The sequence below is a fragment of the Alteromonas sp. WD8-37 genome, from assembly GCF_055326825.1.
Window position 1 is genome coordinate 590,971 of sequence record NZ_JBUZOV010000001.1, and the last position, 13,214, is coordinate 604,184.

Below are 13,214 nucleotides of genomic sequence, written 5' to 3' on the forward strand. Positions count from 1 at the left end.
TTTATACCAATATGGTAATCAGGCACCCGACTTGACCCAGCAGGCTGGGCAAGGCTACAGAATTATGTCACATTATCTTTACATAAAAACAACCTCACGTTGATGGTTAACGTTTACGTCAAGGAGAGGCAGCGTTAATGTGTCAGTATGCCTAAGCAGGAAGGAAATCAGTCATGAAACAGGTCCCTATTTTAATTAACGGTGAGTTCAAGCGTTCTGACGCAACGCAATATATTGATGTCACCAATCCGGCCAATAACGAAGTCATCGCACAAACTCCGTGTACCACCAGCGATGAAATCGAACAGGCCATTAGTGCGGCCAAAACCGCGTTTGCCACCTGGAAAGAGGTCCCGGTGTCCGAGCGGGCCCGTTTGATGATGCGCTACCAGGCGCTACTTAAACAACATCAAAAAGATATCGCCAAAACACTGGCCACCGAAACCGGTAAAACCTTCGACGATGCCATGGGCGATGTGTGGCGTGGTATCGAAGTGGTAGAACAAGCCATGAATGTGCCTTCGCTGATGATGGGCGAAACAGCTGAAAATGTGGCGCGCAATATTAATACTTACAGCTACACCCAACCACTGGGCGTGTGTGCCGGGATTACGCCATTTAACTTTCCGGCCATGATCCCTTTATGGATGTTTCCGCTGGCGATTGCCTGTGGTAATACCTTTATTTTGAAACCGTCTGAGCAGGATCCGCTGACGCCTATGCGCCTGGCTGAGCTGTTCAAAGAAGCCGGTGCACCAGACGGGGTGCTCAACGTCATCCATGGCGGCAAAGATCAGGTAGAACCGCTGTTGACCCACCCGGATATCCATGCCGTCTCATTTGTCGGTTCAGTACCTGTGGGCCAGCATATTTACCGCACCGCCACCGATCATATGAAACGTGCCCAGTGCTTTGCCGGTGCCAAAAATCACACCGTGATCATGCCCGATGCCAACAAAGAGCATGTGCTAAATAATCTGGTCGGGGCCTCTGTAGGCGCTGCCGGGCAACGTTGTATGGCGATTTCTGTAGCGGTCTTTGTGGGTGAGGCGCAAGCCTGGATCCCAGAGCTGGCTGAGCGCATCAAAGCGGTTAAGCCAGGCCCCTGGGAAGACAAAGACTCCGCATTTGGTCCACTGATCAGCCCGCAAGCCAAAGCGCGCGTGCTCAAAATGATTCAATCAGGCAAAGATCAGGGTGCGACCTGCCTGGTCGATGGCTCTGACTGCACAGTTGCCGGTTATGAAAATGGCAACTGGGTCGGTCCCACAGTATTTAGTGATGTCACCGCTGACATGGATATCTACAAAGAAGAGATCTTTGGCCCGGTGTTGTCGGTGATGAATGTTGATAGCCTGGATGAGGCGCTTACTCTGGTGAACAATAACCCGTATGGTAACGGTACCTCCATTTTCACCAACAGCGGGGCGGCCGCGCGCAAATATCAGCACAATGTGACGGTAGGTCAGGTGGGCATCAATATTCCGATCCCGGTACCGATGCCATTTTTCTCCTTCACCGGTTGGAAAAAGTCCTTCTATGGCGATTTACATGCCTATGGCAAGCAGGCCATTCGTTTTTACACCGAAACCAAAACCATCACCTCGCGCTGGCTGGAAGATGATATCCCGGGTGGCCCGAATATGACGATTTCGCTCGGATAAAGAGGTAGTTATGAACTTTGAACTGACCGATGACCAACAAGCCTTTGCCGATACTGCGCGCCAGTTTGCCCAGGAAGTACTGGCTCCTAATGCTGCGCGCTGGGATCAGGAACATCATTTTCCGGTGGAAGCCATTCGCCAGGCTGGCGAGCTTGGCTTTTGTGGCCTGTACAGCCCGGAAGAAGCCGGCGGCTTAGGTTTAAGCCGTTTGGATGCCTCCATTATCTTCGAACAACTGGCCATGGGTTGTACCACCACCACGGCCATGCTGACCATTCACAATATGGCCACCTGGATGATTGCCACCTGGGGCAGCGATGCGATCAAGCAAACCTGGTGTGAAGCACTGGTCAGTGGCAACAAACTGGCTTCTTATTGCCTCACTGAGCCAGGATCAGGTTCTGATGCCGCGTCGCTGAAAACTTCTGCTAAGGCAGACGGAAACGGCTATGTGTTGAACGGCTCCAAAGTATTTATTTCCGGCGCTGGCAGCACGGATGTGCTGGTTGTCATGGCCCGTACCGGCGGGGAAGGGGCCAAAGGAGTCTCAGCCTTTGCCGTACCGGCTGATGCGGAAGGGATTACCTATGGCAAAGCCGAAGAAAAAATGGGTTGGAATGCTCAGCCTACCCGCATGATCACCTTTGATAATGTGGCGCTGCAGGCCGACTGGCTGCTGGGCAACGAAGGCGAAGGCTTTAAACTGGCGATGCAGGGCTTAGACGGTGGGCGAATCAATATCGCCACCTGTTCGATAGGTACCGCGCAGCAGGCGCTAAACACCGCCCGCAACTATATGCAGGAACGGGAACAGTTTGGCAAGCCGCTGGCGGCGTTTCAGGCGCTACAGTTTAAACTGGCCGATATGGCTACCGAGCTGGTAGCAGCTCGCCAGATGGTGCGGCTGGCCGCCTGGAAACTGGATAACAATGATGCCGATAAAACCACTTATTGTGCCATGGCCAAGCGCTTTGCCACTGATGTCGGCTTTACGGTGTGTAATGAAGCGTTGCAGTTGCACGGTGGTTACGGGTATATCAAAGAGTACCCGTTGGAGCGGCATGTACGCGATGTGCGTGTGCATCAGATATTAGAAGGCACCAACGAAATCATGCGGGTCATTATTGGCCGCCGCCTGATTGCGGATGAACGCGAAGTGCTCTGATCAACCCTCAGGAGAGATGCATGAGTGATGCAACACAATCCTTACCGGTTCTGGTAAATGAGATCCCGCTGGCCAACGGCAAAGTGGCTGGCCAGCTGACACTGAATAAGCCCAAAGCGCTCAATGCCCTGGATTTGGAAATGGCCGAAATTATGCTGGGCGCGCTGCATGCCTGGGCCCGCCGGGATGACGTGTTATTTATCGTAATGGACGCCGACGGTGATAAGGCGTTTTGTGCTGGCGGCGACATTGTCAGCATGTATCAGGCTATGCAACGCAATGCCAATCAGGTACCGCCATTTGTAAAAACCTTTTTTACTCTGGAGTACACTCTCGACTACACCTTACGCACCTATAACAAACCGGTGATAGCCTGGGGCCACGGCATTGTCATGGGCGGCGGCATGGGGCTGTTGTCCGGGGTGTCTCACCGGGTGGTGACCAGTCAGTCTCGTCTGGCTATGCCGGAGATCACCATCGGCTTGTATCCGGATGTGGGCGGCAGTTATTTTCTGCCGCGCATGCCAGGCCATACTGGTCTGTTTTTAGGCCTGACCGGCGCCAGCATCAATGCCACCGATGCCTTGGAGGTAGGGCTGGCCGACCATTACTGTGAACATCAACATAAACAGGCGGTGCTTTCGGCATTGGCCGAGCGTGAGCTTAATGCTGACACCATCCATCAGGCCATCAGTAAAAGCTTAGAAGCTCATAGTTGTGATCCTGACGACCGGGTTGCCAGCCAGATCAGCCCGCTGCGCAGCCACATTGACCAGGCCTGCGATGCACAAACGCTGGATGGCATTATTGAAAATATTCTGGCGATGGATGCCACCGACAATAAGTGGCTGGCTAAAGCGCAGCAAAGTCTGGCCAATGGTTCGCCCATTACCGCGCATCTGGTGTATCAGCAAATTCAGCGCGGCCAATCATTATCGCTAGCTGAGTGTTTCAAAATGGAACTGGGTATTTCGTGCCGCTGTGCCGAATACGGTGAATTTGAAGAAGGAATTCGGGCCCTGCTCATTGATAAAGACAATGATCCGCAGTGGAAATTTGCGGATGTCAATCGGGTGCCCGACGATGTTGTGGATTATTTTTTCAGCCCGGTGTGGCCGGCTGATGAACATCCTCTGGCCACTCTGGGAGAACAGGCATGACAACACATATTGCATTTATCGGTCTGGGCAACATGGGGGGCCCGATGGCGGCCAATCTGCTCAAACATAAGCATCAGGTGACGGTATTCGACCTGGTCCCGTCAGCGGTCAACGCGGCCTGTGAGTTAGGTGCTACAGCGGCTGACAGTGCCCATGATGCGGTTAAAAACGCTGATGTGATCATTTCCATGTTACCGGCTGCAGCGCATGTTAAAGGCTTATATCTGGACCAGCAGGGCGTTTTATCGCACACCCGAGAGAATGCGTTAATCATCGACTGCAGTACCATTGATGCCGCCACTGCCCGCCAGGTTGGCCAGAAGGTGGAGCAGGCCGGACGCCATTTTGTGGATGCGCCCGTCTCCGGTGGTACTGCCGGCGCTGCGGCAGGCACTCTGACCTTTATCATGGGTGGCACCTCTACCGCGGTAAAGTCTGCCCGTCCTGTTCTGGAATGCATGGGTAAAAATATCTTTCATGCCGGCCCGCTGGGTGCTGGTCAGGTGGCCAAAATATGCAACAACATGTTGTTGGCAGTGCTGATGGCCGGCACCAGCGAAGCCTTGCAAATGGGGATAGACCACGGACTGGATCCTAAAGTGCTGAGTGACATCATGCTGCAAAGCTCCGGCTGTAACTGGACGCTTGAAAAGTACAATCCGTGCCCTGGCGTGATGGACAACGTGCCCAGTGCCAAAGACTACTCCGGCGGCTTTATGGTTAAGCTGATGAACAAAGATTTATCGCTGGCCATGGATGCAGCAGCGCAAAGCCAGTCTGCCACGCCACTGGCCGCTGCCGCGCAAAGTCTGTATCGGTTGCATCAGGGCCACGGCTATGCCGAGAAAGACTTTTCGAGCATTTTTGAGCTGTTTAACCACCGCGATTAGCCCTTCACCTTTGCCGCCGGGCGCCCCCGGCGGCCTTTACATTTCGTTTTGACCGCTGTTTCTGCTAGCATTTAGCCACCTGAATCATTCGTGTAATCATGCAAAAGTGCAGAAAAAATGCAGATGTCTATGTGGCAATGTCCGATATGCCAAACCCCGCTTGATACCACCCACCGGCAATGGCAATGCCAGCAGGGCCATGGTTTTGATATGGCCAAAAGTGGCTATGTAAATTTGTTGCCGGTGCAACATAAAAAATCGCTGCAACCCGGTGATGATAAAGCCATGCTTAAAGCCCGCCAGGCTTTTCACCGTAGTGGTGGATACGCGCCACTGATGCAGGCGATGGCCGAGGCTGTAGGCGATTTTTTTGGTAACCAGTCCCTGGAACTAATGTACGATGCTGGTTGTGGCGAAGGGGCGTATTTACGTCACTTACAGAGCGCGTTGTCGCCGCGCTGGCCAAACCTGCACATTGCCGGTAGCGACATTGCCAAGCTGGGTGTGGAAATGGCGGCTAAAGCCGACCGTCGGGGCCAATATGTGGTGGCCAGCTCTTTTCAATTACCGGTACAGGCTAAAAGTTTAGACGCGCTCTTGCAGGTATTCGCACCGGGATCGCATTCCGAATTTAGTCGCGTTCTGAAAACCGGTGGTTTGCTGCTATCTGTCGAGCCCGGCCCGCAGCATTTATACGAACTAAAACAACAGGTTTACCAGACTCCACAGCCGCATACCGTCACTAAACCCCACAGCACAGAGTTTGTGCTCAGACACGAGCAAACTGTGGACTTTACCGTGGACCTGGATGATCCTGATCGATTACACGGCCTGCTGGGTATGACGCCCTACATCTGGAAATTATCAGAGTCGGCCCGTGACCAGTTGGCAGCTTCGTTGCGCCAGGTATCGGCCGAGTTTGTTCTACGTTGTTGGGAAAAAGCCTGATGCACACATCTACAGCGCAAAATCGCTTGTTGTTTTTAGACCGCGACGGGGTGATTAATCATGACAGCGGCTATGTGTCTAAAGCCGAAGAATTTCGCTTTTTACCCGGTATTTTTGAGCTGGTAGCCGAATTTGTGAACCGCGGCTTTTTGCCGGTGGTGGTGACCAACCAGTCCGGCATCGGCCGCGGCTATTATACCGTTGAGGCGTTTTTACAGCTCACCCGCTGGATGCAGGCCCAGTTTAGTCAGCATGCCTTGCCCCATATTCCGGTGTACTACTGCCCGCATCATGCTACAGCCGGGCAGGGTGAATATAAGCAAGAATGTGAATGCCGGAAGCCCCGCCCGGGCATGCTATATCAGGCAGCCAGCGATCTGCATGCAGATTTAACCCAAAGTGTGCTGATTGGTGATGCCTGGCGGGATATTGAAGCCGGTGCCGCAGCCGGTTTGCCAGCCCAGTGTTTGGTAAGTACTGAACCGGCACCCCAGCAGCGGCTGGGGCCCAGCCAGGTGTTTCAGGCCGCCTCTGTGGAGCAGGTGCGGCCGTTGGTCGAGGCGATTATTGCGGCGTCGAAAAGCGCGTCAGATGCTTGATCGCTCGGCTTAACAAATCCACATTCAGGTTATCGGTGCTACGCTGCTGGGTGGCAATGTCAGTGATCTCAAAGCTGCCATTACTTAACACTTCAATCTGCTGATCATTGTGCATCACAATCACCCGTTCACCGGAGGTGCTCACCAGCCAGTTACGGGTGGGATTAAGCAGATTCTGTCCGGTAGAATAAAAGGCTACCGGTGCCGAACAGCTTAGCGCATTGAGCACAGTGGGGGCCAAATCTTCGGTGCTGGCCAGGCCCTGTTTCAACGGCAGGGTGGAGTGTAATGTACCCTGGCTAAAGCCACCATCGGCGTTAAAGCCGCTGGCAATGACCAGCTCACTGTCGGCGAGCTCAGGCTGGTTCAACAGCTGCGCAATCTTATCGGCCGGTAAAAAGGCCAGATGCAAACCATCGTGGGTGTTGCTGATGGGCTGGCGAAAGCCTTCTAATAACTGGTTGGGTAAGGCTTCGTCGGTATGAATAGACACCGGCATGCCCAGCGCCACCGGTAACGCCAGCAAAACCGGGTTTTCAGCTTTCAACGTATCCTGATAGATCTCCGGCACGCCAAACAGGGTGGTCATAATCAGCCCTTCCAGCGACGACGCAGTGGAAAAATACTGGTTGCGCTGCGTTAGATCATACTGCGGCAAAGCCGGCAGAGGCGCCGAATCAGTTTGCACCACGACCACAATGTTACGCGGGGTGACCGAACAATACACCGGTTTGATGGGGTAGGTGATTTTATGGATCTCAGGGTCAAACTGTAGCTGTTTACGCTCCTCGTAGCGGTCTAAATCCAGCAAGCCATAACGTGACATGGTGGTTTTAGCGGTGGCCGGATAGGATAGCGGGAACATGTTGTCCTGTTTGATGATCGGCTGATACAGATTGGCATCGGCCCACACATGGATAGCGTGACTGCTGACGAAACAGACCACAAAAATAGTGGTGACCGGCGCACCGATATGATGTTGCTGTAGCCGGCTGATACGCTTCCAGATAGCATTGGCCAGGATCAGCTGAAAACCCAGCCACACCACAAATAGCATGCCCAGAAAGCCCCAGTCTTGCAGCGCAAACTGGCTGATTTGGGTTTGCGCCTCACTTTTTAGCAAACTGGCCGAGCTGAAACTAATATGGAAGCCGGTGCGGTTAAACAACAGCGCATCAAACGCCAGCAGCGCCAGGCCCACCGCCGCAATCACCGAGGCGCAGGCCTTGATCATCTTCGGGCTCACCGCCAGATAACACAGTGGCAGGACAAAGATTACAAAGCCAAAAAAGGTCATAAAGCTGATATGCCCTAACCAATTGGCCGTCATATACAGAGTGCCTAAAACGGTGTCAGGCAACGGTGAAGAAAATATAAAAACCGAGGCAATAATCAGCGCTATGGCAATATTTACCAGGGCAAACCAATGCCCCCAATTAACCAGTTTTGTGACCCGTTGCCGGCGTGGAGATTCCGCTAAAATCATGAGGCCCCGAGCTTATTTTTTGATGCTTTTAACCAGTACGTCAGCAAATTTTTCGACCATGGCTGCACGGTCTTTCGGCTGTACCTGGGTTTGGAAAATATGCGTGATGACATTGCCTAATACCATCAGTGATAAATCACGGTCAGCATGATTTTCTTCCAGGGTAGCCAGGACTTTATTCATCAGGGCTTCAAAATCGGTATCCTGATAACGACTATTTTGGGGCATGGTTGTGCCTTTTAGAATAATTATCTTTTGCCAATCTTTGGCAAAAAGAATGGTAAAATGAGTACAAGGATTATAATCGTTGTTTGAGTGATAACAATCATTCATTCATAATTCCCGCCTCAGGTTGACCAAAAGTTTTCAATTTTTAATCAATAGGATGCCAATTTTATTATGAGCGCACTTATCCACCACTTTGTTGTTCACCGGCTGATTGTCAATCAGGAGGACAAAATTCAGGCTGTGCCGCGGGAAAAGTGTCTGGCGGTAACCCCGCAAATTGAGCATTTGGCCCACCAGATCAATCACAGCTTTAACAGCAAACCAGGCAAAGGGGTGGGGCATTTTGTGTCCACAGCACCAGCCGATGAAGACAGTGACACCGGGCCCAAAGATGTCAGCGCTTTTGCCAGCCAGCTGGATGAGTTCATGCAGGCGCACCAACAGGGCGCCGATGACTTAGAACCGCGTTTTCATCAATTTTCGGTCAATGCCACCGAGCGGCTGATCCAGTCGCTGGTTAATACTGGTAGTGTGGAAACCGGCTTTTTAATTTTTTGCCAGTATGAACATCTGGCTACCCAGTATCTGATGATTGCTTTGCTCAATACCCGGGCTCATGTAGAAGTGGATAAAGCGTTGGAGTTGTATGAACGCGAGCATCTGGATTTGGCTAAAATGCAGCTGGCGGTGCGAATCGACCTGACCCAATACAGTGTGCAGCCTGAACGAGAGCGCTATATCAGCTTTATTAAAGGGCGCATGGGGCGAAAAGTCTCCGATTTCTTCATGGACTTTATCGGTTGCGAAGAGCTGGTGGATAACAAACAGCAAAATAAACAGCTGATCGCGTCGGTGGACAGCTATCTGTCGGGCGAAAACCTCAACCGAGAAGAGCAGGCACAGCATCGTGACGAGCTAAAAAGTTATTTCAAAGAAAAAATCGACAGCGGCGAAACCGTCTCCGTGCAGGAACTTTCTTCGCGCCTGCCCGCTGATGAACAGGCTAACCGCAGCTTTGAGCAATATGCCCAAAGCATGGAAGCGCCGCTGGAACAAGCCATTCAACCTGATCCGGCAGCGCTGCGCCAGTTGTCTAAATTCAGCGGCAGTGGCGCTGGCGTCAGCATTAGCTTTGACCGCAAACATCTGGGCGAGCGGGTGGTCTATGATCCGGCCACCGATACACTGACCATTCATGGGGTGCCGCCGAATCTGAAAGATCAGCTGACCCGCCAATCCGGCGGATAAATTGGCTGGCCAAGGGTGAGGCAAGTCACAATTTCCCGTATACTGACACAAACACTTTGCTTGTAAGGGCAATATGCAACTTTTTGTAAATGATTTAACCGTGATGGACTTTTCCTACCTGTGCCCCAAGCGCGGCATGGTGGGAGAAAGCTGGATCGTGGATGTAATACTCGATGGCGACCTGAACGATGAGAGCATGGTGCAGGATTTTGGTAAGGTTAAAAAAGATCTTAAACGCCTAATCGATGAATATGTTGACCATAAGCTACTGGTGCCAGCCGAGCATCCGGGTGCCGATGTGGTGCATCTGGACGATGAGCAGGTAGAAGTACGCTTTACCCAGGATGACCAGAAGATCATTCAGCTTCATTGCCCGGCTGAAGCTTATGCTTTTGTATATGACGAAGCCATTACCATGGCGTCGGTGGGCAGTTACCTGCGTGAAGTGATTGCCACCCATCTGCCGGATAATGTGGCCAACCTGGACCTGCAACTGCGCGCTGAACAGATCCTAACGCCATTTTACCATTACACCCATGGCTTGAAAAAACACGATGGCAACTGCCAGCGCATTGCCCACGGGCACCGGTCCAAGATTGGGATCTTTATCGATGGCGCAGCCTGTCTGGAAAGCCAGCAATACTGGGCCCAGCGTTGGCAGGATATCTATATCATCACTCAGGAAGATATCATCAATATTGCTGATCGCCGGTCAGCCGGTGATGTGCCTCAGCCACAGGACTATTATTGCTGCGCGTATGAATCCTCGCAGGGCTATTTTGAGCTGATCATACCACGCACCCGGTGTGAGATAGTCAGCACCGATTCTACTGTGGAATGTCTGGCCCAGTTTATTTTTGATGAACAGAAAAAACGTAGCGGCGAAGGTAAACTCAAAGTGATGGCCTACGAAGGCGTAGGCAAAGGCGCAATGGTGGCAGAATGATGATAGCAAAACTGGCCCGGGCGGGCGCATTAGTGGCTGCAATATGGGCAGGTACCCAGGCAGCGCAGGCTTCTGAACTGGTATTAAATGGCCAGCTCACCCAGGGCAGTTTGCTGCGCGGGCAACTGCCTGCTGGTAGCTCGGTGACCTTAAATGGTCAAGCGCTTTCGCTTAACGAGCAGGGCAAGTTTGTGTTTGGCTTTGATCGCGATGCCGAGCTGAATCATACCCTTCGCTGGATCTTGCCGGATGGCAGCCAGGGCCAGCGCCAGTTGACGCTCGCCGAGCGCGACTATCAAATTCAGCGTATTGATGGCCTGGACCAAAAAATGGTCACCCCGCCGCAGGCAGTACTGGATCGTATCCGCACAGATGCAGCCAATGTAGCTCGGGCACGCAGCGAGCAATCGGCCTTGGATGCGGTATTCACCGGCTTTATCTGGCCGGCCGACGGGCCGATTACCGGGGTTTATGGCAGCCAGCGGGTGCTAAATGGCAAACCCAGCCGGCCGCATTATGGAGTCGATGTGGGCGCGCCCACCGGCACGCCCGTGGTCGCCCCGGTAGCCGGCACTGTCACGCTAGCTGATGATTTATATTATTCAGGCAATACACTGGTGATTGACCATGGTATGGGCGTGTTCAGTTCATTTTTACATTTAGACACCATGCAGGTGCAAATTGGTGATACCGTTAGCCAGGGTCAGCAAATCGGCACCATCGGGGCAACCGGCCGTGCCACCGGTGCGCATCTGGACTGGCGCATCAATCTGAATAACCAGCGCCTTGACCCACAGTTACTGGTGCCGGCCCGGAATTAACCTGTCCGCACGCTAAAGGTTTGTGAGAATACCGCCCGGTTGGCCCGGGCGGGGAATTCACACCGGCTACAGCTGCAACCACTGCTGCAATTTGGCAGGCTCTTCAATGCTAAAGAAATAAGCATCATCGGCTACCGCCTTGACCGCCAACGGCAACTCCAGTAAACGGCCGTCCCGCATTACGGTCAGCTGCACTGTTTCAGTCTGGGCGGTATCTAACAGGCGCTGCATCAAGGCATCATTGACCACCCAGCCATCCAGCGCCAGGATCACATCATTGAGCTGTACCCCAGCGCGTTCGGCCGGACTGCCATCGCTGACTGTTTGCACCAGCACTCCGGTGGCCGCATTTTTCACGGTGGCACCAAAGCGGCGCATAATGGGGTTTTTCGGCAGCGGTGTGCCGCCTTTGTCGGTGCTGTTCTGACGCGGGCGGCTGCGCAGAGTGACACCGATATCGGCCAGCCAGCTTTCCAGTGGCACATCTTCGGTGCCATACACCACCTTGTTCAAATACTCGGTGATATCAATACCAAATTCATCGGCGCACAGGCGCGCAATCACGTCATCCGGCGTGCCAGACTCCTGTTTACCAAAGTGCTGCCACAAATGGCGCATCACATCATCCAGACTGTATTGGCCATCACTTTGCCGGCGCAGCAATAAATCCAGCCCCATGGCGATGATCCCGCCTTTGGTGTAATAGCTGACAATATGATTGAGCGAATTGGCATCCTGTTTATAAAAGCGGGTCCAGGCATCAAAACTGGAGGCGGCGGCACTCTGACGCTTGCGTCCGGGTGTCTGGGCCAGTCGGGTCAGGTTCTGGCCGACAATTTCCAGATACCGCTCAGGGCTAATCAGGCCACAGCGGGCCAGCGTTAAATCATCATAAAAGCTGGTGAAACCTTCATAAATCCACAGCTGGTCGGTATACACCTCGCTCGTCATATCCGGTTTGACCATATTGGCCGGCTTGATCCGTTTTACATGCCAGGTATGAAACAGCTCATGGCTGCATAAGCTCAAAAAGACACCGTATTTTTCATTGATCGGACCATTTTCACCCGGTTGCGGTAAATCAAAGCGCGGATATACCAGCGCGGTTGAGCTTTTGTGTTCCAGCCCACCAAAACCGGTGTCGGCCACCAGGGTCATAAATACATAGCGAGATACCGGCGCGGGTGCGCCAAACAAATCCAAATGGTGCGCGCACACCGGCTCCAAATCGCGGCAGATTCGTGCCAGATTGACCGGGGCATCGCCACTAAATAGCACCACAAATTCAACACCCTGCGCGGTAAAGGACTGCTGCTGGCAAATCCCCATAAAGATAGGGTGGTCAATCAGCTCCAGATAATTGTCACAGCCATAATGCTCATCCACCTTCGGCATACTGGTTTGCAGTTGCCAGCCGGCCAGCTCAGGCTGACGGATATCGACGGTATGCGGCTGCTCTTCAAACCCGGCCACCTGCAAAAACACCGATGTACCATTGCAAAATGCATACTGGTCGTTGATATAGGCTGAGCGCACCGACAAATCAAAGGCAAACACTTCGTAATCCAGTACCACCGCCTGGCCGTCGGTGTCGATGACCCAGGTTTGTTTATCCTGTTTATGTACTGCCACCGCATTACCCTTCTGGGTGGTAGCTGTAAAGGCAATAATATTACGGGCAAAATCCCGAATCATATAACTGCCCGGGATCCAGGCTGGCAGCGATACAGTAAGGCTGGCTTCATCAGTGGCTGGAATATGCAGGCGCACGCCAAACACATGGCGGCTGCGAGAAACCAGGTTCAATTCATAATGCAAAGAAGAATCGGTGGGCATAATTATCCAAAAATGGCCAAAAAAGATGTGACTATGATGCACGTTAATACGCAAATTGTCAGCAAACAGGGCCAGGCGTACAGATAAAAGTGCCGCTTGCCAATGGGTTCGCGCAGATTTACATTTTATTAACCTGCTGACTTGTGCAGGAGACCAGCTTGCTCGTAAGATAGTGTGTATCGCCTGGCGCTGGTAGCCAGGCCGGGCATCAGGGGACGATCTT

Annotated in this window: 12 protein-coding genes; 9 read left to right on the forward strand and 3 right to left on the reverse strand. The window is 52.7% G+C overall.

Annotation, left to right across the window (positions count from 1 at the left end; translation table 11 throughout):
* Window positions 1-173 precede the first annotated feature (173 nt).
* From ACTUJZ_RS02665 to ACTUJZ_RS02690, 6 genes are all read left to right on the forward strand, one after another.
* On the forward strand, window positions 174-1,664 hold the full coding sequence (locus ACTUJZ_RS02665; RefSeq protein WP_463634713.1) for a CoA-acylating methylmalonate-semialdehyde dehydrogenase: 1,491 nt from the start codon (window positions 174-176) through the stop codon (window positions 1,662-1,664).
* A 10-nt stretch (window positions 1,665-1,674) separates the two neighbouring features.
* On the forward strand, window positions 1,675-2,829 hold the full coding sequence (locus ACTUJZ_RS02670; protein ID WP_463634714.1) for an acyl-CoA dehydrogenase family protein: 1,155 nt from the start codon (window positions 1,675-1,677) through the stop codon (window positions 2,827-2,829).
* Window positions 2,830-2,849: 20 nt separating this feature from the next.
* Complete coding sequence (locus ACTUJZ_RS02675) at window positions 2,850-3,989, forward strand: enoyl-CoA hydratase/isomerase family protein (protein ID WP_463634715.1); 1,140 nt, start codon at window positions 2,850-2,852, stop codon at window positions 3,987-3,989.
* Window positions 3,986-4,879, forward strand: a complete 894-nt coding sequence (mmsB, locus tag ACTUJZ_RS02680) for a 3-hydroxyisobutyrate dehydrogenase (RefSeq protein WP_463634716.1) — start codon at window positions 3,986-3,988, stop codon at window positions 4,877-4,879. The genes ACTUJZ_RS02675 and mmsB overlap by 4 nt, the downstream gene beginning before the upstream one ends.
* Window positions 4,880-5,002: 123 nt before the next feature.
* Window positions 5,003-5,827, forward strand: coding sequence for a putative RNA methyltransferase (locus ACTUJZ_RS02685; protein WP_463634717.1), 825 nt, complete (start codon window positions 5,003-5,005; stop codon window positions 5,825-5,827).
* Complete coding sequence (locus ACTUJZ_RS02690; RefSeq protein WP_463634718.1) at window positions 5,827-6,426, forward strand: D-glycero-alpha-D-manno-heptose-1,7-bisphosphate 7-phosphatase; 600 nt, start codon at window positions 5,827-5,829, stop codon at window positions 6,424-6,426. Before ACTUJZ_RS02685 ends, ACTUJZ_RS02690 begins: the two co-directional genes overlap by 1 nt.
* Here the strand turns inward: ACTUJZ_RS02690 and ACTUJZ_RS02695 are convergent.
* Together ACTUJZ_RS02695 and ACTUJZ_RS02700 are read right to left on the reverse strand one after the other, a co-directional pair.
* A complete protein-coding gene (locus tag ACTUJZ_RS02695) occupies window positions 6,392-7,912 on the reverse strand; it encodes a DUF3413 domain-containing protein (protein WP_463634719.1) in 1,521 nt (506 codons plus the stop codon). The genes ACTUJZ_RS02690 and ACTUJZ_RS02695 overlap by 35 nt on opposite strands.
* A 12-nt stretch (window positions 7,913-7,924) precedes the next feature.
* On the reverse strand, window positions 7,925-8,140 hold the full coding sequence (locus tag ACTUJZ_RS02700) for a YejL family protein (RefSeq protein WP_463634720.1): 216 nt from the start codon (window positions 8,138-8,140) through the stop codon (window positions 7,925-7,927).
* Window positions 8,141-8,311: 171 nt separating this feature from the next.
* On the opposite strand from ACTUJZ_RS02700, the gene yejK reads away from it, so the two are divergent.
* The 3 genes from yejK to ACTUJZ_RS02715 all read left to right on the forward strand — a co-directional run bounded on the left by yejK (window position 8,312) and on the right by ACTUJZ_RS02715 (window position 11,155).
* Window positions 8,312-9,388, forward strand: a complete 1,077-nt coding sequence (gene yejK, locus ACTUJZ_RS02705; protein WP_463634721.1) for a nucleoid-associated protein YejK — start codon at window positions 8,312-8,314, stop codon at window positions 9,386-9,388.
* Window positions 9,389-9,461: 73 nt separating this feature from the next.
* The gene (locus ACTUJZ_RS02710; RefSeq protein ID WP_463634722.1) at window positions 9,462-10,334 is read left to right on the forward strand and encodes a 6-carboxytetrahydropterin synthase; all 873 of its coding nucleotides are present in this window, start codon (window positions 9,462-9,464) and stop codon (window positions 10,332-10,334) included.
* A complete protein-coding gene (locus ACTUJZ_RS02715; protein ID WP_463635230.1) occupies window positions 10,334-11,155 on the forward strand; it encodes a M23 family metallopeptidase in 822 nt (273 codons plus the stop codon). The genes ACTUJZ_RS02710 and ACTUJZ_RS02715 overlap by 1 nt, the downstream gene beginning before the upstream one ends.
* A gap of 66 nt (window positions 11,156-11,221) precedes the next feature.
* On the opposite strand, the gene ACTUJZ_RS02720 is transcribed toward ACTUJZ_RS02715, so the two are convergent.
* Window positions 11,222-12,991 (reverse strand): M61 family metallopeptidase, encoded by a 1,770-nt coding sequence (locus tag ACTUJZ_RS02720; protein WP_463634723.1) that lies wholly within the window; start codon window positions 12,989-12,991, stop codon window positions 11,222-11,224.
* Window positions 12,992-13,214: the final 223 nt, after the last annotated feature.